Raw genomic sequence first — 24,772 nt, forward strand, 5'->3', positions numbered from 1 at the left:
ACTATGCTTTAAAGTTGTAGAAAGTCATTCATACAAAGAAGTAGATATGAGGGAAACTATAAGAGTACGCTGATCAGTGCTAAGAATAAATTGAAAACCTAGGCGTGAGTAGTAGCTTACGCTTCTTTTTAATGTGTATCCTCCCTACTCGAACACCTCATCACGCTTACAGCAGTATAGGATTATATGTAAAGAAATATTTGATATTTTGTAATGAGTATCAATTTTAGGGAAGGGGGGGCAGCATTAAAAAACACAATAGGATGCTAATTATTCATTGTATATACCCATTCCATATTACTTCCTTTACTACTTTGAAAGCTGGAATAATATAAATTTTCATTTTTTCCACTTTGAGATTCTTTTATTATTGTTTAATCTTTAGCATTCTTCATTCTTGAATTTTTATAAAAAGTTATTCTCACTTGTCTGGGTTAATTTTTAAATTGCATTTAATGTCCAGGGTATCCGATCTATCAGTAGGTAATTGTATAGGCATATTTATTTAATATAAAAGTAAAATAAAATAAAAAGGAAAAAATTTTTTTAAGGTGAAATCTTAATTAAGGAATATATTTATGTTAGTCTGTTTAAGAAATTAAATAAGGGATGATTAACAATGGGGAAATTAAAGGATATTGATATCCGGGAAGCTTTGATATCCGAGTTATTAAGTAGGTATTTTGATGATCAAGATACCAAAATAGTTAACGAAATGGGAGTTCTTCACGGCCAATCTAGAGTTGATGTAGCTGTTATAAACGGTATTTTACACGGTTATGAAATTAAAAGTGAAAGTGATACTCTAATTAGATTGCCTAGCCAAATCCAAGATTATAGCCAAGTTTTTGATAGGATGACAATTGTGGTTCAAAGAAATTATTTAGACCAGGTTAGGAGCATTATACCTAAATGGTGGGGGATAATTTTGGTAACGCGTTATGCTGGTGATATTAAATTACGGGAAGTTAGAAAAGGAAGAATCAATAATTCAGTAAATCCATATTCTCTTAGCCATTTACTTTGGAGGAATGAAGCTCTTGAAATTCTCAAGGAAAAAGGCTTGCAAAAGGGCTACTTAAGCAAGCCGAGGCATGATCTTTATAAAAAAATTTGTAGTTCTATTACTTTAGAGGAAATAAAAATTATTGTGAACCAACGGCTAAAGTTGCGTGAAAATTGGAAAGTTCATTCCTAACTAAAGTAAGATGATGATTCGTTCCGACTTTTCTCCACCTTTCAGCGTTTCCAGTACTGGCGCTTCCATTTGCACAGTCATAAATATATTTGTCACCGTATGAGTAGTGTGATCCAGAATATTTAGAGTGGCCCACTACTCTTTGGCAAAGGCCTTGAGTTTGAGTCCATTTTCCATATTTGGGGCTCGTGACTGAGAACCCCCTGAAAATAAGGTATTCATCATCAGCAGTATAACGAATATTGGCCGACATTCTCATTAATCTAGGGTCAATTTTAGAATATTCCGGATTTGATATAATATAATCTCCAAATGCGGGATATCTCGGTAGTTTGGTTTTTAATAGTCGTTGGTATATTAACCACTCATTTCTTGGTATATTGCCGTCCGTACCAGTAGAGAATTCAGAAAGGTTTTCAGGAAAAGTTGTGGCAGCAAAGGTGAGCGTTCTCCATTGGTTAATATGAGGTAAAGACAATAAAGACCCAGCTACTAATTTTGCCATCCTTCCAACTGGTGATTTTGAATCAATATATTTATAGTCTATGAATATATCAGTCTCGGCTGGGCTACAATCAAACTGGTCTACAAACCAGGAAATATTTGAATCGATATCATCAAATTCTTCATCTGTAAGGCGTATAGCAAAGCCCGTGTTATAAGTGTGTAGGACTGAATTTATTGCTTTTTGATAATTGGTTCCTCTATTTTTACTTGTGACAGGGATAGCCTCTATTTTTTCTTCTGAAAGTAAATGAAAAATGTATTCTAATGGATGACTCCCATTGGCCATTATATCATCATCGTCTATACAGATTTGGAATGCGTCGATGAACAATTTATTAGGGTTATTCCAACTTGTTTTAATTTGTGTTGCAAAGTTTTTTAAATGGTCGTCAATAGATTTTTTAAAACATTCATTTTCAAAATCCCAATCAATAGGTGGGATTTCTATTAGTGGAGTCATACCATTTTTAATTTCCTGGTCTAGTTCAATTAATGCTGTTTGTTCACCTCTTTTCCATCTTATAATAGGGACATAGTGGTCTTTATTAAACATAGTATAGCCTCCATTCAGAATAGTTTTAATTATGTAAAATCTTGGGGTTGTAATTATTTTACATTATCTTTGGACAAAATGTCATTTTTTTGACAATCTTCTTTTGCAATATCCTCATCAAATTTTTTTGAGTTACCTCCCAGGATTTCTTTAGCCTTCTTTTCATTTGTGTAGATCCTGATATCTTTTTACTTTTTATTAAATAAAAAAATACTTCAAGATAAAAAGAACAAGTGACCTCCGTTTTATTCTTCCATTAAATCACATAACAAACTTTCTAATTGGTCAACCTTATCTATCATTTTTTCCATAGCATTAATGTTTTTTGAAATAATCCATTCCAATCTCATTTCTTTTTCATTTTGTTCTGGTTCATATGCTACCTTTTCTACAATTGATTTAAGAAATTCTTGCCTTGATATTGATTTTCTTTTTGCTATTTCATCAATTTTTTTCATTGCTACTGGGTCTATTTTTCTTAAAAAAATATCCATTGTTTAACTCTCCTTTTTGGTAAAACTCAAAATATGGATTTAAAGGCTATAGAGTGAGAAAGAGCATAAGGAAAAACTGATATCACCAAGGGTGATATCCTAGGCAAAGCCTAGTGTTTTATATGATATCGTTAATTTCTTTCAGGTGGGCTGACATGGGACTCCTGATTGATATAGGTGGGCTGACGTGGGATACCTGAACTTTCTCAGATGGACTGATGTGGGTCTTAAATAATAATTAAAAAGCAGTTATTTAGTGATATCACTAAATGTTAATCAATGTCCCCTTTGTGTCCCCCTATTTAATTGAATGTTATTTAAAAAAAGAGAAGGGAACCTTCTCTTTCATTTCACTTTTTTATTGGTTTTTTCGACGGAATTTAGCGATGTTGTTTCTTAGACTTTCGCCTGTATTTTGACCAATTTGATAGGTGCGTTTAACAGTTTTTACTGATTGACTGTTCCGCGCATTGTCAGAAATTATGCTTCCAACATGACGAGTTTCTCGATCAGTTCTTTTTTCTTGTAGTGGTGTTTTCATATTAGATTCTCCTTGCATTTCAGATGAAACCAAAGGGGAATTTGATTGTGAAAAGGAAGGTGATGAAGGACTGGCACTATCGTAGTCACCGGACATTTTCTCATTTTTTTGTATATCATCATTCTTCATTTGGTTTGGCGAACCAGACAAAATGGAGTGTGGACTGTTTACAGCTGCACTCCGTTTTCCATTACCGGAGACACCATTCAGAGCCATTTGATCATGTAATCCCATTACTTTTCCTCTTCCTGTTTGCCCTTGTTGTTGTTGTGCTATTTCTTGTTCAATTGAAGAAGCAACTTCTTGTGTTCCATTTTCGATTTCCCAGGAACCTTTCGAACCATTTGGACTCTGTTTTTCTTGATTTTGATCTTGTGCCTTTAAATCTGCAGAATGACCACTTTCAGAACCATACGAAGTCTGTTCTGTGGATTGGTCCTTTCCTTTTGATCTAAGGCCTTGTGCCATTCCTGCAACTCCTGCAATACCACTTACACCCTTCAATGCGGCCGATTTACCTTCACTTGATAATCCTTTCAAAGTATTTGCAGTACCCCTTGTGGCACCCGTTACGCCTTTTGTAACAGCATATCCACCGGCTACGGCACCCCAGCTAGATTTCAGTCCTGCATCAATACCAAATAGCCGTTCAACGATATTGGGGCCATCAATTACAGCAAGAGAGAAAGCAAATAATGCAATTAAATAGGCGACACCATCCAATTTATCTGTAATAAACTCTGTACCAATCAGATAGATTTTCATTGATAGGAAAATCATAATTGTCACTAGAAAAGTATTTAGGATACTTTGAAGGATTTGCTTTGTCTTTTGCCCTGAATGAATATCTGCAGGGGCTATAATGATTGCTAATACGTAGTTGAATGTTAATTCAAAGAACAGTTTTGCTAACTTAATAGCAATTGTCAGCATAGTGAATGCTGTAATAGCTAATGTTATGGCGATTGTCCAAAAGTTCCAATCCCAACGGTAATACTTTTCTTTAAACGCAGTGAACCAACCATCATCTAACTCAACTTTCTTTGGATTACCTAAATCGTCATACTCCAAACGATTAGAAAAAACCCCAAGTCCTATTTCAGACATTTCTTTAGCTTCCCCTGCGGGATCAAAATCCTTATCAATCGCCTGTGTAATATTAATTTTTAAAATTCGATTTTTTGGAATTCGGTTTGGATGGTTAAGCTCAGTTGTTTTCCAACCCGTTGCATCAAATTGAGCAAGATCAGTCATATTGTCTTTAATAACTTTTTGACTAATTGAACCTTCTTCAACAACATCAAGAGCATCAATAGCTTTATCTGTGAATTGGTTTGCTTTTTCCATACCTTCTTGTATCAAAGCGAAAAAAAACATTATCATAAACACATTCACTATAATGGCTTCGCGATCCAACTTTTTTTGAAAAATGAGCTGATATCCTGTGTAGAGAAGCGAAAACCCCATCAATATCACAGAAAGAGGAATAAGGAATTCTACAAAATTTGTAATTTCAATACTGTCATAAAACATTTTTAATCCCAGGATTGAATCCGTAATGTTTGATAGGGAATCAACAAGCCATGCCAAACCTTTTATAATGACCCACCCGATCAAACGCAGCATGTACGAGATTGGATTGGTCATTTCGAGAAAATCAGAAAATTCTTCAAGTATCCGTGCTACTTCATCCATGGAGCCCCTCCTAGATAATCCCTAATACAAAGGTTAACCGCACTATTGTGGTTAACCTTACATGGATTAATCATGCTTCATATTTTGAACAAATTTTTCAACTTCGCCAGAAACATCATCTTCTGAAATATCCGTAAAATCCAATTCCTCTTTGATTTCACCCTCTTGATAAAAGGCGAAGGTTCCTGAATATTGCTCAAGAGTACGTTTTGAAGTATCCTGTTCGTAAAGTTCTGAAGTAGACAGTTCTTTTGCATCAAACACATAAAAATCAATCTTTTCAGCCTTGGCAACACGTTCAATTTCGCTTAACTGCATTCGATCGCTTTCTTTATCAGAATCAGAATCAAATGCTGATTTCACATATAAAAACCCTGTTTTTTTATCTTCCACAAATGCTTTAACTTCCTTCAAATCGAGTTCAGTAGCTTTTCCAATCCCTCCATTAACACCATCACTCTCACAAGCTGATACAACCAACACAAACAATAAAACAAGACAGCAACTAAAAACCTTTTTTAAATTCATTTACAAAACTCCCTTGTATTTATTGATCTAAATAAAAACCACGCCTTTTACCGTTTTATTCGGAGACACAAATCCGTATAAAATCATGCCTGCATCACCATCAATCGTGAAAGCTTCAGTTAAAACACCATCTTTTTCTTCAAATTTTTTTATATGCTTCTTTAATAACGCAGTTTGAATAGGGTTTAAGGGTTTTTTCATTTTCATGATAATCTCTCCTTTTGAAATTAATAGGGGTTTGAATGGTTTAAAAATTCACCATCAAGGGTTGCTAACTTTTTTGCTAACCTAATTTTTATTTTTCATTTCAACGTATACAATCTCCATTCTTAAAATCCAGGTTACTCAAAGAATTTGCCAGCCCATATAAGAGCAAAAAACCACCTCTTAGATGGGCGGCATGATGTAATCATCGCTTAAATAGGTTTAACGAGGATTCAGAATGAATGCTCACCTAACATGTGAATATCTTTAAAGTTGAAGGCCACCCACGGTTTACTGTAGGTGGCCTTTTTCTTCTTTGTTGAAAGGGAAACTTCATACATCTAATTTCAACGAAAGACATACATATAGTTCCGGGCGATGGGGGGGAACAGCAACTACTAGAGTATTTTCGAGTAAAAGGAACTGTTGGTAGTTGGATTGGAAATGTTTTTAACTTAGTGAAGGATCATCCAAAGGAGGTTTTCCCTTTATTTGTATCTTTTGCTTCGGTTATTTTGCATGAGTTTGATAGGAAGCCCATAGTTGTAGATGTATCAGAGGAATCCAGCAGTGGTAAAGTGGTTTACTTCTACTCTGTGCATCAGTATGGGGGAATCCTAAAGTGTATATCGGAACTTTTAACTTAACCAAAGTGGCTGTTGAAAGAAGATCTGCATTCCTGAATTCTTATCCTCAGATACTTGATCCATTCAAATGGAGTAAACGACACCCGAATGATTCAAACGATGATCTATCAATTTGTGAATAACATAGGTGGGGATAGCTGGTTTTAAAATATTTAGAAAATCCAGTTGACAGTTCACCTACTACGTGTTACGATATACCTGTAGTTAGTCACACTGTATACCAACATCACTGAATAGTGAGGTTGCAAAAATATTTTCCAGAAAAAAAGTTGACATCTCCGCTACTCGGTGTTACGATGTACGTATAATAAGCAATACTTAATAGCGTGATTTTTCAAAAGCTATTAAGTAAAAGCTTCCTTTAGTACTAAGTTATACTGAATATAAGTCAGACAAAATAGGGGAGGTTCTGAACATGGAAAATTTAACTGAAATGCTGAAGGGTTCGCTGGAAGGCTGCGTGCTGGAAATCATCAGCCGCCATGAAACCTATGGCTACGAGATTACTCGCCGCCTGAACGAGCTTGGGTTTACTGAAGTCGTGGAAGGGACGGTCTACACCATCCTCGTGCGATTAGAAAAGAAAAAACTGGTGAATATAGAAAAGAAACCGTCAGATATGGGGCCGCCCCGCAAGTTTTACTCACTTAATGAGGCTGGCCGTCAGGAACTTGAATTGTTTTGGAAAAAATGGGATTTTGTATCATCAAAAATCAACGTCTTAAAGTCAATCTAGCTTCATAAGATATTCCGTACGATATGTTTGGAGTGTCCTGTTCAGCTTTATAAAAAAGGAGGAAAAATAACATGATGGAAATGTTCAAAAAAATGATTGGTGATAAAAAAGAATACAAGATGATGATGGCACGGGTTGAAGCCCTGCCAGAGGACTACCAGTTTGTATTTAAGAAAATTCAAAACTACATGTGGAATTTCTCAGCAGCGGGCAGCGGGATGGATATGCTGCACATGCAGTATGAATTAATCGAGTTGTTCGAAGCCGGTGCGGCGGAAGGCAGACAAGTGCTGGAAATCACTGGGGACGACGTGGCGTCCTTTGCCGACGAACTAGTGGCAAACGCTAAAACCTATGTCGCCAAGTATCGTGAAGATTTGAATCAGAGTATCATGAAGCGTTTGGGAAAAAATAAATTCAATAGATAATACCGACTGAATAGCTGGTTATAAATGTGAATTACCACCTTCGCTATTCAGTTATATTTTTAACTCAGTAGTAAGTTATACGTATTATCAGTCAGACTAAATAGATGAGTATAGGCAATCTAGCTCCGCAAGGCGCTGACCGGATAATTACGGATCTCGCAAGCGACCTTGCTGCGCATTTTATAAGGAGGAAAAAAGTATGAGAAATGCAGCGATTTCTGTAAAAGGGTTAAAAAAATCCTTTAAAGACAAGGAAGTCTTAAAGGGGGTGGATTTTGAGGTGCGGCGTGGCGAAATTTTCGCACTGCTGGGCTCAAATGGAGCGGGCAAGACGACGACGGTCAACATCCTCTCGACGCTGATGAAGGCTGATGGCGGCGAAGTAGGTATTTGCGGCTTTGACGTCCAGCGTCAACCGGATCATGTTCGCCAGAGCATCAGCCTGACAGGGCAGTTCGCAGCTTTAGACGGCATGCTCACAGGGCGGGAAAACCTGATGATGATCGCCAAGTTGCGGGGAGTTTCCAATCCCGCTCAAGTCACCGACAATCTGCTTGAAAAATTCAGCCTGACCGATGCGGCCAACCGCCGGGCGGACAAATATTCCGGCGGGATGAAGCGCCGGCTTGACATCGCCATGAGTCTGATCGGGACGCCAGCAGTCATTTTTCTCGACGAACCGACGACAGGGCTTGACCCCGAAGCGCGGATTGAAGTCTGGGATACCGTCAAGGAGCTTGCCGGCGGAGGCACAACCATCTTGCTGACGACCCAGTACCTGGAGGAAGCCGAACAACTGGCGGACCGTATCGCCATCCTGCATGGTGGAAAAATAATCTCGACCGGGACCCTTACTGAACTCAAGGAGATGTTTCCGCCAGCGAAAGTGGAGTACATCGAGAAGCAGCAGACATTGGAGGAAATTTTCCTCGCGATCATCAGCAAAAAGGAGGAGATGTAAATGAAAAGCAAAACAGGGGTATTACTAGGGCGTTTAATGCGCAACATCATGCGCAGCCCGGATACAATTATCACGGTGGCGATTACGCCGATTATGATGCTGCTGCTGTTTGTCTACGTATTTGGCGGCGCCATAGAGACAGGCACGGACAACTACGTCAATTATTTATTGCCGGGAATCTTGCTGATGGCTATCGCATCCGGCGTCGCTTACACTTCCGTGCGGTTGTTTACGGATGTTAAGAGCGGGCTAATGGCGCGTTTCATTACCATGCCCATCAAGCGCTCGTCGGTATTGTGGGCTCACGTGTTGACCTCGCTTGTTTCCAATGCGCTTACTGTTGTGGTGGTTATCCTCGTCGCGCTCTTGATGGGCTTCCGTTCCAGCGCTGGTATCCTGGATTGGCTCGCGGTAGCTGGGATACTCGCGCTGTTTACGCTGGCGCTGACATGGCTGGCGATCATTCCCGGATTGACAGCGGGGTCTATGGAAGGGGCAACAGCCTACTCGTACCCGCTGATTTTCCTGCCGTTTATCAGTTCGGCCTTTGTCCCCACCGAAACCATGCCTAAAATTGTCCGTGCGTTCGCTGAGAACCAGCCCGTGACTTCAATCGTGAATGCGATTCGTGCCCTCTTGTATGAAGGGTCTGTTGGCAACGATATCTGGATCGCGCTTGCCTGGTGCGTCGGCATCATGGTCATCGCTTACTTCTTCGCCAGTAAAGTATTTAAACGCCAGTTAGGGTAAGGACACCATTATGGGATTAGCCATATCAATAGTCAGCCGCTGCGATGAATGCATTTGCTATCACATGGATGGCTGCTTAAATGCCGGGGTAACCATCGATTACCAAAAGTGCTGATATTTATTACCTTGTTACTTCCTATTAAATTATCAATTGAATGGGATGCATAATATAATCATCGCCTAGAAGTCTTGATATATATGGGTTTGTAAAGGTGGTATTAGTGAAATGCTAACTTTTTGCTAACTTTCAGTTTTTGAAACAACTTTATTTCACCAATTAGAGGAGACCTTTCGTAAGTTCACTGAACTTGTGAGAGGTCTTTTCTTCGATATTTTTGGTCATATGAGCGTAAATGTTCATAGTCGTGTTTATATTCGGAATGCCCTAATCTTTATTGAATCCCTTTTACGCCTGCCCCAGCTTCAATGAGAAATAATGTGTCTCCTCTTAAACCAACAGCAATTTTTATCCACCTTTCAAATACGTCCCATATGTTTTCCAGAGGAACGATTTCTTTTCACCAGCTGGGAAACTAATGTTACCATGCTAGGGGAGTCGCTGAGAACGGGATCTGATGATAAAAGGCCGGCTGAAGGACGTGCAAGAGCAAAGGCCCAACTGTATAATAAATCACCAGAAAAGTTCCATTTTGATCATTATCACAGTACAGTATCGGAAATGAATTTATAAAAGAAGACCATGACTTAAAAATAAAAATAGCGTAACCCAAAAGGCTACGCTTAACAAATTATTGATGATAATCCTTAATTAATTTAGCGAAAAATATGTCTAGTTTATCGATAATAGCAATAGGATAAAGGGTAATAAAGGCTAAAGAGTTATGATTAGTTTACACGATTAAAACAATGGCGGGCCTAAAATGGAGTTAAACGCTGGTTATCAAAAACTAGTGTTGTTAAGAGTGGGTTCACAGGGAGCAACTCGCATGGATAGGGCAGACCGTGAGTAGCACCCCAAATAGAGAGTTGACTAAAAGTTTACCGTTATTTACCAAAATACAGATTAGATTTAACTAAATTCCATGATATTTTCTTCTTACTCATGAAGAATATTAACAGTAAAAATAAGCATCCTATGAAACTGCTTAGTAAAGCTCTTTCGCTCGAAGATAGATCAATGTATCGAACAACTAAACCAATTGTACCGAAAATAATCATTGATAATATAAACTGTATTTTAGATTTCATCGTCTTCTCCTAAGAATCTGCGAAACAGCTTATATTTCGCAGATTCTTAACCTTTTTTTAATATAAGCAATCACAGGACCTCAATAATATGCAGGGTGGCAATACTTACACCGATTTGTGCGCATGTTTCAAATAAAAATATCCCTGCTTCGATCAGTAACGATGTATGCGTATGCATGAATGGATGCAACGTAATTTTCTTGTTGTTGTTATGCGGTGACTTCTTAAGAAGACGTTGTAAACGTATTGCAGGCAGTTTTTACACTAATAATTTGTTAGAAACATAGAATCCTGGCATAGAACGGACTCGCTTTCCGGACTCTCTTATCCAACTCCGGAACATATTGCTGGACCCACGCATAATGGTTGTGTGAGCTATGGATAAGCCTCGTTCCTCCATTATTTCCATAAAATCACGAAAACTCAAGTTGTACCGTAGGCATCACCTTACTGTGACCATACTAATTTCTAGTACATAATGCTTTTAAAGAGATTACTTGCAAGATGTTCGGATTTTTGCGCCAGAACCCATTTTTTTATAATTTTCACAATTACTATGAATTGCGTATAATGAGATTATGGAAAGGGATACATAAATTTAAATAAATACGAAATGAAGAATGGTTACCATTCTATTCTATAAGCAAATTAATCTATTAAAGGTGAAATGATTATGATAGCTAGTCTTATGAAGTCTTGGACAATATGGATGAAAATTGGAGTAATTTTATTCGGGGTATTCTTACTATCGTGGTTGGGTCCTGACGAAATTGGTCTTACTGATTTGCTTATTTCATTAAGAGAAGGTGAAGAAACAGGAAATAAGTTAATGCTTGCCGTTTTTTTGTTAATTTCTTTAAATACAGTTTTAGCTTTGTTTCATTATATTGGTGCACTGCTGTTGGGGGACGAAATCGGTGCTCGTTTAAACCGTCCATGGTTAAAAATTATCATTCCTCTTATTGTTATTCCTCTCGACTATATCGTGATAAATGCTTATTATTCTTTAACATACTCATTTAGCGCATATGCGTTGTTATTGTTGTTAGCAATCTTATTATTGCAAGCCTTTGAAAAGGATAGGCTAAAGCCAATTATTAAAACGATTATTTGTTCGCAATTAATCTTTGGGATTGAATGGCTGAATGAGATTCCTTCTTTATCTAAATATGGATTCGGCCAAGGGTCGATTTCAAAGGAATTAAAAGATATAGCGGTTCAAATTGGATTTGAGCAATCATTAACATTGTACAGTTTAACTTTGTGTTTAATTTTTGTTATTAATGCTGTTATTTTAGCTGTGTATTTTTCATTAGCTGAACAAAAGTGGCGGATAAAGCAAGAGCTTCATTATGCGCAGTTAGAAGCAATGCAGTCAAGATCAGGACGAGAAGCTCTTTATCTGGTCCATGATTTAAAAACACCTCTTACAGCAATTGAGGGGATAAATTCTTTAATTAGTTTGAAAGTGGACGATTCTAAAATTAAAGAATATTGTCAAAAGATTTCATCATCGATTCATTCCGTTAGCGACATGATTTCCGAGATTTTATATGATGATAAAAAACATTGGTGCCGTATAAAAGATTTAGTTGAATACGTCGAAGCAAGCAGACTGAGCGGGACAAATCTTAATCTGAAGGTAGACTTTCAAACAGATCCTGAAATTAAAATTTTAATTAATAAAATCCGTATGACAAGGGCATTAGTTAATTTAATTGACAATGCTTACGATGCAGTGAATGGAATAGAAGATGGCAAGATTTTGCTTAAGGTAAAAACCTATGAAAATGAACTTTGGTTGGGCGTATCAGATAATGGGAAAGGGATTTCACCTAAAGAGCAGCTGAAAATATGGAAAGCTGGGTTTAGTACAAAATCGCATCCAGGGATGGGATTAGCTTTCGTACGACAAGTTGCTGAAGGACATGGTGCATCTTTAGAAATTGACAGCAAGCTTGGGCACGGGACAATAATTTGGATTAAACTAGCTGAGAGGAGTGTGTTAAGATGAACATTTTAGTCATTGATGATGATGCATCAATTCAATATATGCTAAGTGAAATTTGTGAATTTGCCGGCTGGAATGTAGATACGGCTAACAACGGAAAAGAAGGGTTAAATGTGTTTGCAGAAAAAGGAGCAGATGTTGTTTTAGTTGATTATCATATGCCGGAAATGGACGGAATAAAAACAGTGGGTGAGCTTCGTAAACTTAATGCTGATGTTCCGATTCTTGTATTAACAGTCGATGAACGACAGGAAATTGCTGATCGCTTTCTTGAAGCAGGCGCAACAGATTTTGCATTAAAGCCTGTAAAAGCGCCTGATTTGATTTCAAGAATTCAACTGCATGCTCGCCTTGCAAAATTAACTCAATCAGCTCCGCAGCAAAAATCCAGTGAAGAAAAGGATGTATTTGTAACAAAGGGAATTAGTAAGAGAACACTTTGTCACGTTAGTGATTTTCTACATTCTAATCGTGAACCTTTTTCTGTTGATACAATTTCTAAAGAAGTTGGTTTGGCTTATCCGACCGTCTATCGCTATATTATGCATTTACTTGATGAAGGAAAAGTGGAAATTATTGTGAGTTATCAAAAAATAGGAAGACCGAAAAATTTATATCAATGGATTGTTGACTAAGAAACTGCCTTAATACAAGGCAGTTTTTTTATTATAATGGGGGTCTCCGTTGCTGCACAGACCGCTAATGCAGCAGGACTTTTTTTCTTTTTTTTCTGTGTTTTTATATTTTCTGATAATATAAAATTATTTTACAACACTAAAGATTCTTTGAAATTTAAATACCTTCATTAAACGTCTTCGAATAAAATGAGTTTATTAGTTAATGTTCATTTAGATTTTGCTATCTGATTCCTTTTGCACCAGAGTCAAGATTAAAAAATGTAAACGCTTACTAATGGTGGGTTGGATGGCATGCGTCGCCATCATCGTATTAGGCGTAGGTGGAACGAATCAATAATTTGTCTATTAAATGCAATTATTTTGCGAATGTAAACGATTGGTGAATGGTTTAATATTTAACCATATTTAGGGGGACTTTATTATGCAAGCACTATTAAAAGATGATGTTCAGCAGCCAAACCAGTCCAGGAAAAAGCATCCTCCAGGACTGTATATGCTGTTCGCTACTGAGGCATGGGAGCGCTTCAGCTATTACGGAATGAGAGCAATTCTTGTTCTTTACTTAACAGCAACTGTTGTAAATGGCGGGCTTGGAGTCGACAAATCTACGGCTATGGGCATATACGGATTCTTTACCGGGGCCGTTTATATTACGCCAATGATTGGCGGATACTTGACTGACCGTTTCATAGGCAGAAGATTGGCGATCACGATTGGCGGTATTTTAATGGCGCTTGGTAACTTTTCGCTATTCTCAAGTCAGAGTTTGACGGCACTTTACATTGGTCTTGGTTTATTGATTATCGGTAATGGTTTCTTCAAGCCAAACATCTCGACAATTGTTGGTGATCTTTATGAAGACAACGATCCGCGTCGTGATGGAGCTTTCACTATCTTCTATATGGGTATTAACGTTGGGGCTTTCTTCGCACCATTAGTAGTTGGACTTATGAGCTATAAATATGGGTTCTTGACAGCAGCAATTGGCATGATTGTAGGGCAGTTAGTTTTCAACTTATTAGGCAATCGCTATTTAGGTGATATCGGTAAAGAACCTACTGGCAAACCGGAAGTTACAGCTGGTCAAAAATCAGCTGCACCGTTAACGAAAAGAGAACAAAAACGTACAGCGGCTATCGTTATTTTGGCAGTCTTCGTTATTGCGTTCTGGGCCGCTTTCGAGCAGGCTGGAAGTTCATTGACATTGTATGCTAATGACCAAATTGATCGGAATGTATTTGGTTTTGAGATTCCAACTGCCTGGTTCCAATCATTGAACCCATTATTCATCGTGATTTTAGCGCCAATTATGTCTGCTTTATGGTACAAGCTTGGCAGCTCAAAACGCGGTGACTTAAAAACTCCAACGAAGATGGCTCTTGGTTTAGTCACAGTTGGTTTAGGTTTCTTAGTACTGCTTCCTGCTGTTATGTATACAGGAAACGATACAGCGCTGAAAGTAAACATCCTGTTCATGATTGTAACGTATTTCCTTCATACATTAGCCGAATTAATGATTTCACCAGTTGGTTTATCAATGGTAAGTAAAATTGCTCCAATCAAGCTTGCCTCTCTTCTAATGGGAGTATGGCTGGCAAGTTCCGCGGTAGCTAATATGGTAGCCGGCCAATTAGCTGCATATACGCAGTCTTTAGGTTACCTGGAAATCTTCAGTGTAATTGGTTTTGTAACAATTGGCTTAGGTATTGTTTTATTGCTTCTTTCGAAGCCAGTAGCAAAGCTGATGAAATAATGAGAAAAGGAGCTGACCCAAAAGGCATATAATATGCCATTTGGGTCAGCTCTTTTTAGTGTAAAAAAATAATAGAATCGGTCCAAACTGGTATAAGGGGAGTCTCCACAACGACACAAACCAGAAAGGAACGATTCTCTGAAGTTTTATTTCTGTTTGCTTAAGCTTATTGTGTTTCAGCATTTTCACGAGTCTTTCATCAATTTGAATGACGGAATGCTAATATAAGTAAAAAAAACAAATCAATGGGAAGTTCTTATAGAACAAGTTAAAGCTATATTAGATGAGAAACAATAATAAACACTTAGGTGGATTAATGGACTGAGTTTCATTAATCGGCCAGCCGCTTTTAGTAGAAAAGGACTCAGAGCTGGTTATGTAAAAGAGCCTATGAATGTAGGATGGAATTCTACTCTTTATTGAGCACTTCGAAAGAAAATATGCACAAAGTTATTCTAGAAAGCCTGCAATGATAGAATATCATGTATCTAGTGATGGAAATCAACGAACGTTACGGGCTAAATTAGTGGGTGCAGACTATATTAGAGCTAGAGTATACTCCTATAAGTTACAATCTTATCAAGAATGACAATTATAAGAGGGTTCAATCTAACTTAAGTGAATATACGAAATTTGTGCGAGTGTGTAATTTGCAACAAAAAAGGGGGAATCTTAAGGATAAGGCTGGCCAGTTTTCTAAAGGCACGGGACCAGGCGCCAGGCCCAACCAGATGTAACATCCACAATGGATAAGGATAGATAGAGGCTATGCAAGAGAAGAAAGGTAAGCGAATAGATGATCTAATCCTATATGGAAACAGAAGAAAGGAAAAGGAAACCTTATCGCTATCCCTAACGACTTCTGGATAGGCTATACTTATCTAGACAGAAAATTTAAGGTCAGGTAGACTACAGATACAACTAGTAATAGAAAAGAGGTCCGATATGCGACGTGATATACAATTGAATGAAAGAGCTTTCTCTTCCAAGGAAGTGGCAGAAGAAGTGGGGATTGCAACTCCCACTGTTCGAAAGTATGGTCAAATCTTAGAGCGGAATGGATATGAGTTTTTGAAAGATGGAGATCGACGTATCTTTGTTAAATCTGACATCGGAGCGCTTATAGCGCTACGCGATACGGACAAGCCCCTAGACGATACAGCTAAAGACCTTGTATATCAACAAAAAGAAAGATTAGAAGGATCCAATGAAACACAGATAGCGATACCCGATACATATGAAAATTTACCCCACGACCCCAATCAATTAAACGAGGTCTTAATGTTTTTAGTCAATGAACTCGCAGCCACACGTGAAATGAATGTCCAACTTACAAACGATATGTCACAGCTTAAAACAAAGGTTTCCCGGCTCCAGCAAGATCATCATGTTATAAGTTCTAGTATTGGAAATTCAGCGCAAAGAACTAATTCTAAAATTGAACAATTAACTGAACAACAAAATACCCATTACGAAACATTGCTGGAACAAGAAAAACAAAAAAGTGAACTCTTACAAAAAGAAATACAAAGTATGCGGGCCGAACAGAAAAAAGAATGGAGTTCACAAAATGAATTTAATAAACGTTTAGAAGAGTCTATACAAAAACGTTACGAAAAATGGCGGGGGCTTTTCTCCATATTCAGAAAATAAGGTGACTGTTAAGGTTTTTTGCCTAGCTGTGTATTGATTTGTGGAAGCAAATTATTGATGTAGAAACATTTGATAAATATTTTTTGAATAAATAATGATGGATAAAAGCATTGAGATGCGAATCCACAAAACTTTTTAAAAATCATAGTGCCATATATGATTCGCGTAGCTGGAAACACAGAATTTAGAAAGAATATTACAACTTTACAGGATTTGGTGCCTGCTATGTAAGAGCTCGGCGATACCAATGTATCGGACGTTCTACCAAAGGCAAATGAAGGCTCAATTGAAATTCATTGGAGATTTGTTTAAGCGATATGCATCTAAAACAAAATACACAATTTGAAGCAAGCAAAAAAGGTAGTTTGATAAAATGGGAGTTGAGGCGGTTGAGAACTTGTATTCAAAAACAAGAGTCATCCTCACTAGAGTTGCTCCAGACAGGGATTGAGGCTCTTTCTTTGTGTTTCATATCGCTGGGCGATATAACTTGCAAATAAATTCAAAACCTTTAGGTTTAATAGAAAAGCGGCGTTCGATATGCAAACATGAAATACATCCGAATGAACAAGTATTCTTTTCTAAGGAAGTGGAAGAAGTGGGGATGCAACACCCACTGTTCAAAAGTATGGTCAAAACTGAGAACGAAACGGATATGAGTTTTTAAGATGGTGGTTGCCTATCTTTATTCAATCTGACATCGAAGCGCACATAGCGTTATGCGATACGGACAAGTCCCTAGAGGGTACAGCTAAAGACCTTGTGTATCTACAAAAAGATAGATTATATGAATCTAATGAATAGCGATACCCGATATATATGACACTTAACCCATAATTCCAAACAAATAAAAGAGATTTTAATTGTTTTAACCAATAAACTCGCAGCTACGCTTGAAATGAACGTCCACTGACAAACGATATGTCTCAGCTTAAAACAACGGTTTCCCAGCTCCAGCAAGATCCACGTCCTTAATAGTGTTCCTCAAGAAAGGGGATTATCGGTTCTTTTTTGTGTTTCGTATCGCTGGGCGATATAACATGAAAATAAATCCACAGACCTTCATCTTTAATAGAAAGGGAAGTCCGATATGCAACAGGATATACATCCGAATGAATGAGCATCCTCTTCCAAGGAAGTGGCAAAAGAAGTGGAGATGCAAAATCAATGTTCGAAAGTATGTTTAAAACTTAGAGCGAAATGGAAAGTTGTTGTTAAGAAATGGAAATAATTACACCTTCGTTCAATCCGACATCGAAACGATTAAAGCGTTACACGATACGGGCAACCCCCTAAACGATAGAGCTAAAGACTCTTGTTTCAAGAAAAAGAAAGATTAAAAGGAACCAATGAAACAGAGATAGCGATACCCGATATATATGACAATTTAACCCATGTTCTCATTCAATTAAAAGAGAGCTTAATTTTTTAACAAATGTACTCGCAGCTACGCGTCAAATGAACATCCAACTGACAAACGATATGTCACAGCTTAAAACTGAACAACAAAAAACCCATTACGAAACATTACTTCAATAAGAAAAAGGTTTCATTACCTTTTTTTTAGTCTCTTTTACGATATTGAGGTGTTAATTTACGTTAATAACAATTTAAACCTAAGGCAATCAAATCAAAAGTAGAAATTCCTTTGTTCCAACTATTCAGAATCACTATTTTCAAATTTCAACAATTTCCCGAGAAATATCTACAAATTCTGAGTAGATATCGACAAAATTAGAAGCTTCTAAAAGCCTGAACCCTTTCGATTTTACCGACCAAGAAAATGTAGGACAGTGCTCCTGCGAAGGTTATACAAGTAATAAAGGTAAGTGCAGGAGCAAAATCACCGCCCTTGGCCAGGAAGCCAATCACAATCGGTATAATAATTGATGCTGTACCACCAATAATATTGAATGTACCTCCAGCAATTCCAATCAGCCGTTTTGGGGCAAGCAATGAAACAAACACCCAGGTGATTGAAGTGAAATCGTTTCCAAAAAAGGCGATACACATGAATAAAATAACTAGATTAGATGAGCAGTCTTTCCTACAATTGTATGGGTATTTGTGAGTGTGATTGGTTCAATTGAATATATTAAGAGCCTGTTTTGATTAAATCTTATTTTCAAAACAGGCTCTTTCTTTTGTTCATTTATCAAGGTTATTAGCATTACTTTGATCAAGGTTCTTTTAAAAACAAGGACATGGATGTGAATTACACAACTATTAATAAAAGAGGTAGGGCTCATAAAGGAATTTTAATCAATAAATATATTATCAAAAAGTTGAAATTTTACTTCAGCACAAAATAGTTTTACAAGAAGGGTTACATGAGGATACATAATTTGTATTCTATTGTAACCCTTAAAACTAGGTTAAGTTTACTTTAAAAGGTAGAACATGGAAAAAGTCAATTAGATTGTATGTGTACTTTTGAATGAAAGCGTATGTGTTTGAGAAGAACACACCTTTCAGGACTAAAGAAATATAAAGGGGTGAATGAGAGACAACCTACGATAGTACTGAAGGCAGCTAAATCGCTGCGAGTAGCGACCTGTGCTCGCTCGGACATTACAACAAGACCTACAAGCAAGTCAAAGAGAACAAGGCTAAGGCCGAAGACAAAGGGAGGTCTCAAGGCCAGGGATATATGTCTCGTGGCGAAGCCAAACCCAAGCAGGTTCATCAATGATAGCTTTTTTTATAGGTGAATGAGGGCTATCTAAGTAAATTTAGGAAGGCAGCTTGATCCCCGCGAGTAGCAACCTATGCTAGCCGACCAGTAACGTGCAATCTCTAATAGGTACTAACCTCATCAACTGGCAAAGTCTGCCCAAAATGAGGTTGAATTCATTCGTAAGTTGTTCGGAGTAGCTGCTTAATCCCAAAGTTAACAGGATATTACCAATCTATGTTTCCTCATTATTTTTGCCCCAGAACCTTCTAAACTCCCAACAAACTTTGACTATATTGACGAGAACCCAGTGAATTCAAAAAACTTGCATTATTATTTATTTTTATTATAATACTTGTATACAAGTGTACTTGAACTCTATAAGAAGGTGAATTTATGGCTGAATCAAAGGAATTTCTTTATCCTGTAAAATGGCTTTCAAAAGCTTCAGCTGGTGATCGTGTAACATCCGAGCTTAGAATGCGTATTATTTCGGGGATGATTGAAAGCGGTACCATCTTATCTGAAAATAAATTAGCTGCCGATTTTGGTGTTAGCCGCTCACCAGTTCGTGAAGCGTTAAAAATACTGGCATCTGAAAATATCATCCGATTAGAAAGAATGGGTGCGGTTGTCATTGGTTTAACAGAAAAAAAATATGCAGAAATATATGATGTACGGATACTCATCGAGACGTTTGTATTTGAACGTCTAGTAAGGGTGGACACGAATGAATTAGTAATGGAGCTTAGTAAAATCCTGGAAATGATGAAAATTTCCATAAAATACAGAGATGCTGATGAGTTTTCCTATCAGGATGTCCTATTCCACGAAACGATCATTCGGTCCATCAATCATTCCTATATCCTGATGATTTGGGATAATTTAAAACCTGTGATGGAAAGTTTGATTCTTCTATCCATGCGTTGTCGTTTTAAAGAAAAGTATGAAGACTTTACACGGATCATTAATAATCATCAACTTTATATTGATGCGATCAGAACAAAAGATCGAGAACTCATGATTAAGTCGTTACATGTAAACTTTGATGATGTTCAAGGGGAAGTTGAAGACTTATGGATGGCCCAGCAGATGCTTTCAAAAGGAGTCGAACAAGAAAATGACTAGCTATATGTTAGGTGTAGACATCGGTACAACAAGTACAAAAGCTGTATTATTTACGAAAAAAGGCGATGTCATTCAGCAAGAGAATGTTGGTTATCCTCTTTACACACCGGATATGACAACAGCGGAACAAGACCCTGAGGAGATTTTCCAGGCCGTTCTGAAAGCCTTTTCAAATATAACGAAACAGCATCCAGATAAAAAGATATCATTTATTTCATTTAGCAGTGCGATGCATAGTGTTATAGCTATGGATGAAAATGACCAGCCGCTAACCCGTTGTATCACTTGGGCAGATAATCGCAGTGAAGCTTGGGCCCATAAAATTAAAGATGAATTAGATGGGCATGAAGTTTACAAACGAACCGGAACACCGATACACCCGATGTCTCCATTATCCAAAATCACCTGGATTGTGAATGATCACCCAGAGATCGCAACCAATGTTAAAAAGTATATTGGGATTAAAGAATATATCTTTAAAAAGTTCTTTAATCAATATGTTGTCGATTATTCCCTTGCTTCATCCATGGGCATGTTGAATCTCAAAAACTTGGATTGGGATGAGGAAGCCTTAAGAATTGCTGGAATAACGCGTGGTCAATTATCTGAACTCGTACCAACAACAAAGATCTTTAACAACTGTGACCCGGATTTAGCCAAACAGATTGGGATTGATCCACAAACCTCTTTTGTTATTGGGGCAAGTGATGGTGTCCTTTCAAATCTAGGTGTAAACGCTATCCGTAAAGGGGAAATTGCTGTCACGATTGGGACAAGCGGTGCGATTCGGACGATTATTGACGAGCCGAAGACAGACGAAAAGGGAAGAATCTTTTGCTATGCCTTAACGGAAAAGCATTGGGTGATTGGCGGGCCGGTAAACAATGGCGGGATGGTCCTTCGCTGGATTCGCGATGAATTTGCTTCTTCCGAGGTAGAAACAGCTAAAAGGCTCGGAATCGACGCTTATGAAGTCTTAACCAAGATTGCCGAACGTGTAAGACCAGGCGCTGACGGATTGTTATTCCATCCATATCTTGCAGGTGAACGTGCACCATTATGGAATCCGGACGTACGGGGTTCATTTTTCGGATTAACACTGTCACATAAGAAAGAACATATGATTCGAGCGGCTCTAGAAGGAGTCATTTACAATTTATATACAGTATTTTTAGCCTTAACAGAATGTATGGACGGTCCCGTGACCCGAATTCAAGCTACGGGAGGCTTCGCAAGGTCGGCTGTTTGGCGGCAAATGATGTCCGATATCTTCGAATCGGAAGTCGTGGTTCCGGAAAGCTACGAAAGTTCGTGCCTGGGTGCTTGTATATTGGGGTTATATGCCACTGGGGAAATTGAGTCCTTCGAAGTAGTTTCTGAAATGATAGGCAATACCCACAAGCACACACCGAAAGATGATTCTGTAAAAGAATATAGGCAACTACTGCCGATTTTTATTAACCTTTCAAGGGTATTGGAAAATGAATATACACAGATTGCGAATTATCAAAGAAACTTAATAAATGCTGCAAAGTAAAGACATGGAGGAATTACAATGCCATTAGTTATTGTCGCTTTAGGAATTGTCGCTTTATTAATTTTAATAATGGGCTTAAAATTAAACACCTTTATTTCCTTGATCATTGTTTCGTTTGGAGTGGCTTTAGCACTTGGGATGCCACTTGATGGAATTGTCAAAACCATTGAGGCTGGATTAGGCGGAACACTTGGTCACTTAGCGTTAATCTTTGGACTTGGAGCGATGTTGGGTAAGTTAATCGCAGATTCAGGCGGCGCGCAGCGCATTGCCATGACCCTTGTTAAAAAATTTGGTGAAAAGAATATTCAATGGGCAGTCGTAGCAGCATCATTTATTATCGGTGTCGCATTATTTTTTGAAGTGGGATTAGTATTATTAATTCCAATCGTATTTGCCATTTCAAGAGAATTAAAAGTTTCGATATTGTATCTTGGTATTCCAATGGTAGCATCATTATCCGTAACACACGGTTTCTTACCGCCACACCCAGGACCAACCGTTATCGCTGGTGAATATGGTGCAGACCTTGGTCAGGTTTTACTTTACGGCTTCATTATTGCAGTTCCAACAGTTATTTTAGCTGGACCTGTATTTACGAAGATAGCTAAAAGATTAGTACCTGCATCATTTACGAAAACAGGCAGCATTGCCTCTTTAGGAGAACAAAAATCTTTTAAACTTGAAGACACACCTGGATTTGGGATTAGTGTATTTACCGCTTTACTTCCGGTTATATTAATGTCAATTGCTACGATTATCACTTTGATGCAAAAAACAATCGGATTTGAAGATAATGGTTTACTAGCGGCTATCCGTTTTATCGGCGAAGCCGGTACTTCCATGTTGCTTTCCTTATTATTTGCGGTCTATTCAATGGGATTAGCAAGAAAGATTCCAATGAAGGATATTATGGAATCTTGTACATCTGCAATCTTGCATATCGGAATGATGCTCTTAATCATAGGGGGGGGCGGTGCCTTCAAGCAAGTATTGATCGACGGCGGTGTAGGTGACTATGTAGCTGAATTATTCAAAGGAACATCATTATCACCAATCTTGCTTGCCTGGATCATCGCGGCAATCCTGCGTATTTCCTTAGGATCTGCTACCGTTGCTGCCTTAACGACAGCTGGTTTAGTTATTCCAATGTTAGGTCAGTCGGACGTTAACCTTGCTCTAGTTGTACTTGCTACAGGAGCGGGAAGTTTAATCGCTTCACACGTTAACGATGCTGGTTTCTGGATGTTTAAAGAGTATTTTGGTTTAAGCATGAAAGAAACATTTGCAACATGGACCTTGCTTGAGACGATTATTTCAGTAGCTGGATTAGGATTTATTCTATTACTAAGCTTATTTGTATAAGCTTTTCCCGGCAGTAAATCCCTCACTTATGGCAGGGATTTACTGCCTATTATTCTTACATAAAAGGAGCAGAAATAAATGTTCAATACAATTGGTGTCATTGGTTTAGGGGTAATGGGCAGTAATATCGCTTTAAATATGGCTAGTAAAGGTGAACGAGTAGCTGTCTATAACTACACAAGAGATTTAACGGATCAGCTTGTTGCTAACTTGGACAGTCAGTCGCTCCATCCGTATTACGAAATCCAAGACTTTGTTCAGTCACTGGAAACTCCAAGAAAGATTTTTCTAATGGTGACGGCGGGTAAGGCGATAGACTCGGTGATTAATTCATTACTTCCACATCTTGAATCAGGCGATATTATCATGGACGGGGGCAACTCCCATTACGAAGATACTGAACGCAGATATGATGAATTGAAATCTAAAGGAATCAGTTACTTAGGCATCGGTATTTCTGGTGGAGAAGTCGGAGCGTTAAAAGGACCTTCAATCATGCCAGGTGGAGATAAAGATGCCTATGAAAAAGTAGCTCCGATTCTGACAAAAATCGCAGCCAAAGTAAATGATGACCCTTGCTGTACCTATATCGGCCCAAAAGGAGCGGGTCATTTTGTGAAAATGGTCCATAACGGGATTGAGTATGCAGATATGCAATTAATCGCCGAAGCCTATACGTTTTTAAGAGAAAAGTTACATTTGGAAGTTAATGAAATAGCTGACATCTTTGAAACATGGAATCAAGGCGAACTGAAAAGTTATTTAATTGAAATCACAGCCGAAATTTTAAGGAAAAAAGATGAAGTAACGGGTTCACCCTTGATCGATGTGATTCTTGATAAAGCAGGACAAAAAGGCACAGGTAAATGGACCAGCATGCAAGCTATTGATAACGGAATCCCGGCATCGATTATTACAGAGTCTTTGTTTGCTCGTTACATTTCTGCTTTAAAAGAGGAAAGGGTCAATGCAGAAAATATTCTAACTGGCCCTGAGAACGATCAGCAAAAATTAGATAAAAATGAGTGGATTGACTATATTAGAAAAGCATTATATATGGGAAAAGTTTGTGCGTACGCGCAAGGTTTTACTCAATATAAGATGACTTCTGAACTTTACGGCTGGAATTTGCCTTTAAAGGATATTGCGCTGATTTTCCGTGGTGGTTGCATCATTCGTGCAGAATTTTTAAATGTCATTAGCGAAGCCTATCAAGAGCAGCCGAATCTGGCCAATTTATTAATCTCACCATATTTTGCTGAAAAGGTTACAGGTTACCAGGTAGGATTGCGAAAGGTTGTCTGTGAGGGAATAAATTCTGGTATCTCGTTTCCATGTTTAGGCGCTTCACTCACTTATTACGATAGTTATCGAACAGGCATCTCTAATGCAAACCTTTTGCAAGCACAACGTGATTATTTTGGTGCACATACCTATGAACGACGTGATATAGCAGGATCCTTTCACACAAACTGGCAGTGATAAAAAGAAACAGTCATTTACAATAATCGTTCATGAATTTGAGACAGGTACCTTACTTCAAAAAGAGAGCTGCTTTTGAA

The 24,772-nt window shown here is 38.0% G+C and carries 23 protein-coding genes and 3 pseudogenes; 17 read left to right on the forward strand and 9 right to left on the reverse strand.

Features of this window, described 5'->3' with window-relative positions:
- The first annotated feature begins 619 nt into the window (after positions 1-619).
- A complete protein-coding gene (locus tag ACDZ29_RS12355; protein WP_375090929.1) occupies positions 620-1,198 on the forward strand; it encodes a sce7726 family protein in 579 nt (192 codons plus the stop codon).
- Here ACDZ29_RS12355 and ACDZ29_RS12360 read toward each other — a convergent pair.
- The 5 genes from ACDZ29_RS12360 to ACDZ29_RS12380 all read right to left on the reverse strand — a co-directional run bounded on the left by ACDZ29_RS12360 (position 1,146) and on the right by ACDZ29_RS12380 (position 5,723).
- Complete coding sequence (locus ACDZ29_RS12360) at positions 1,146-2,258, reverse strand: beta family protein (protein WP_375090930.1); 1,113 nt, start codon at positions 2,256-2,258, stop codon at positions 1,146-1,148. The genes ACDZ29_RS12355 and ACDZ29_RS12360 overlap by 53 nt on opposite strands.
- Before the next feature lie 245 nt (positions 2,259-2,503).
- Positions 2,504-2,752 (reverse strand): hypothetical protein, encoded by a 249-nt coding sequence (locus ACDZ29_RS12365; RefSeq protein ID WP_375090931.1) that lies wholly within the window; start codon positions 2,750-2,752, stop codon positions 2,504-2,506.
- 358 nt (positions 2,753-3,110) lie between these two features.
- Entirely contained in the window at positions 3,111-4,988 is a 1,878-nt protein-coding gene (locus ACDZ29_RS12370) for a pLS20_p028 family conjugation system transmembrane protein (protein ID WP_375090932.1), read from the reverse strand.
- A gap of 66 nt (positions 4,989-5,054) precedes the next feature.
- On the reverse strand, positions 5,055-5,516 hold the full coding sequence (locus tag ACDZ29_RS12375; RefSeq protein ID WP_375090933.1) for a hypothetical protein: 462 nt from the start codon (positions 5,514-5,516) through the stop codon (positions 5,055-5,057).
- Positions 5,517-5,543: 27 nt separating this feature from the next.
- Positions 5,544-5,723: a hypothetical protein gene (locus ACDZ29_RS12380; RefSeq protein ID WP_061142125.1), complete on the reverse strand. Its 180-nt coding sequence runs from the start codon at positions 5,721-5,723 to the stop codon at positions 5,544-5,546.
- 434 nt (positions 5,724-6,157) lie between these two features.
- On the opposite strand from ACDZ29_RS12380, the gene ACDZ29_RS12385 reads away from it, so the two are divergent.
- The 6 genes from ACDZ29_RS12385 (at position 6,158) to ACDZ29_RS12410 (ending at position 9,357) form a co-directional block, all read left to right on the forward strand.
- A complete protein-coding gene (locus ACDZ29_RS12385) occupies positions 6,158-6,367 on the forward strand; it encodes a hypothetical protein (protein ID WP_375091134.1) in 210 nt (69 codons plus the stop codon).
- 415 nt (positions 6,368-6,782) lie between these two features.
- Positions 6,783-7,103 (forward strand): PadR family transcriptional regulator, encoded by a 321-nt coding sequence (locus ACDZ29_RS12390; protein WP_016131412.1) that lies wholly within the window; start codon positions 6,783-6,785, stop codon positions 7,101-7,103.
- Between the two features lie 71 nt (positions 7,104-7,174).
- Positions 7,175-7,531: a DUF1048 domain-containing protein gene (locus ACDZ29_RS12395; protein ID WP_375090934.1), complete on the forward strand. Its 357-nt coding sequence runs from the start codon at positions 7,175-7,177 to the stop codon at positions 7,529-7,531.
- Positions 7,532-7,730: 199 nt separating this feature from the next.
- Positions 7,731-8,492, forward strand: coding sequence for an ABC transporter ATP-binding protein (locus ACDZ29_RS12400; RefSeq protein ID WP_375090935.1), 762 nt, complete (start codon positions 7,731-7,733; stop codon positions 8,490-8,492).
- Entirely contained in the window at positions 8,493-9,242 is a 750-nt protein-coding gene (locus tag ACDZ29_RS12405; protein ID WP_289323444.1) for an ABC transporter permease, read from the forward strand.
- A 10-nt stretch (positions 9,243-9,252) separates the two neighbouring features.
- Positions 9,253-9,357 carry a carboxymuconolactone decarboxylase family protein gene (locus ACDZ29_RS12410; RefSeq protein WP_370013661.1) on the forward strand — a complete coding sequence of 35 codons (105 nt, stop codon included), beginning with the start codon at positions 9,253-9,255 and terminating at the stop codon, positions 9,355-9,357.
- A 162-nt stretch (positions 9,358-9,519) separates the two neighbouring features.
- Here the strand turns inward: ACDZ29_RS12410 and ACDZ29_RS12415 are convergent.
- Positions 9,520-9,682, reverse strand: a pseudogene (locus tag ACDZ29_RS12415) (site-specific integrase); the annotation flags it as partial.
- A 104-nt stretch (positions 9,683-9,786) separates the two neighbouring features.
- Between ACDZ29_RS12415 and ACDZ29_RS12420 the strand changes: the two are divergent.
- A complete protein-coding gene (locus ACDZ29_RS12420) occupies positions 9,787-9,933 on the forward strand; it encodes a hypothetical protein (protein ID WP_375090936.1) in 147 nt (48 codons plus the stop codon).
- 326 nt (positions 9,934-10,259) lie between these two features.
- Here the strand turns inward: ACDZ29_RS12420 and ACDZ29_RS12425 are convergent.
- Both ACDZ29_RS12425 and ACDZ29_RS12430 read right to left on the reverse strand, forming a co-directional pair.
- Positions 10,260-10,451, reverse strand: a pseudogene (locus tag ACDZ29_RS12425) (EamA/RhaT family transporter); the annotation flags it as partial.
- 314 nt (positions 10,452-10,765) lie between these two features.
- Positions 10,766-10,911 (reverse strand): annotated as a pseudogene (locus tag ACDZ29_RS12430) (IS6 family transposase); the annotation flags it as partial.
- 213 nt (positions 10,912-11,124) lie between these two features.
- On the opposite strand from ACDZ29_RS12430, the gene ACDZ29_RS12435 reads away from it, so the two are divergent.
- The 5 genes from ACDZ29_RS12435 to ACDZ29_RS12455 all read left to right on the forward strand — a co-directional run bounded on the left by ACDZ29_RS12435 (position 11,125) and on the right by ACDZ29_RS12455 (position 17,173).
- Positions 11,125-12,465 (forward strand): sensor histidine kinase, encoded by a 1,341-nt coding sequence (locus tag ACDZ29_RS12435; RefSeq protein ID WP_370013662.1) that lies wholly within the window; start codon positions 11,125-11,127, stop codon positions 12,463-12,465.
- Positions 12,462-13,097 carry a response regulator gene (locus ACDZ29_RS12440; RefSeq protein WP_370013663.1) on the forward strand — a complete coding sequence of 212 codons (636 nt, stop codon included), beginning with the start codon at positions 12,462-12,464 and terminating at the stop codon, positions 13,095-13,097. The genes ACDZ29_RS12435 and ACDZ29_RS12440 overlap by 4 nt, the downstream gene beginning before the upstream one ends.
- 424 nt (positions 13,098-13,521) lie before the next feature.
- Complete coding sequence (locus ACDZ29_RS12445; RefSeq protein ID WP_375090937.1) at positions 13,522-14,853, forward strand: peptide MFS transporter; 1,332 nt, start codon at positions 13,522-13,524, stop codon at positions 14,851-14,853.
- 963 nt (positions 14,854-15,816) lie between these two features.
- The gene (locus ACDZ29_RS12450; protein ID WP_370013665.1) at positions 15,817-16,506 is read left to right on the forward strand and encodes a hypothetical protein; all 690 of its coding nucleotides are present in this window, start codon (positions 15,817-15,819) and stop codon (positions 16,504-16,506) included.
- A gap of 490 nt (positions 16,507-16,996) precedes the next feature.
- The gene (locus ACDZ29_RS12455; RefSeq protein ID WP_375090938.1) at positions 16,997-17,173 is read left to right on the forward strand and encodes a hypothetical protein; all 177 of its coding nucleotides are present in this window, start codon (positions 16,997-16,999) and stop codon (positions 17,171-17,173) included.
- 1,067 nt (positions 17,174-18,240) lie between these two features.
- Here the strand turns inward: ACDZ29_RS12455 and ACDZ29_RS12460 are convergent.
- Positions 18,241-18,474 carry a hypothetical protein gene (locus ACDZ29_RS12460; RefSeq protein WP_375090939.1) on the reverse strand — a complete coding sequence of 78 codons (234 nt, stop codon included), beginning with the start codon at positions 18,472-18,474 and terminating at the stop codon, positions 18,241-18,243.
- 1,102 nt (positions 18,475-19,576) lie between these two features.
- On the opposite strand from ACDZ29_RS12460, the gene ACDZ29_RS12465 reads away from it, so the two are divergent.
- The 4 genes from ACDZ29_RS12465 to gnd all read left to right on the forward strand — a co-directional run bounded on the left by ACDZ29_RS12465 (position 19,577) and on the right by gnd (position 24,692).
- On the forward strand, positions 19,577-20,308 hold the full coding sequence (locus ACDZ29_RS12465) for a GntR family transcriptional regulator (RefSeq protein ID WP_289323448.1): 732 nt from the start codon (positions 19,577-19,579) through the stop codon (positions 20,306-20,308).
- Complete coding sequence (gntK, locus tag ACDZ29_RS12470) at positions 20,301-21,845, forward strand: gluconokinase (RefSeq protein WP_370013668.1); 1,545 nt, start codon at positions 20,301-20,303, stop codon at positions 21,843-21,845. The genes ACDZ29_RS12465 and gntK overlap by 8 nt, the downstream gene beginning before the upstream one ends.
- 18 nt (positions 21,846-21,863) lie before the next feature.
- Positions 21,864-23,210, forward strand: coding sequence for a GntP family permease (locus tag ACDZ29_RS12475; protein ID WP_289323450.1), 1,347 nt, complete (start codon positions 21,864-21,866; stop codon positions 23,208-23,210).
- Positions 23,211-23,288: 78 nt separating this feature from the next.
- Positions 23,289-24,692 carry a decarboxylating NADP(+)-dependent phosphogluconate dehydrogenase gene (gene gnd / locus ACDZ29_RS12480; RefSeq protein WP_289323451.1) on the forward strand — a complete coding sequence of 468 codons (1,404 nt, stop codon included), beginning with the start codon at positions 23,289-23,291 and terminating at the stop codon, positions 24,690-24,692.
- Positions 24,693-24,772: the final 80 nt, after the last annotated feature.

Origin of the sequence: Peribacillus sp. RS7, assembly GCF_041956845.1 — a bacterium.
Lineage (GTDB): Bacteria > Bacillota > Bacilli > Bacillales > DSM-1321 > Peribacillus.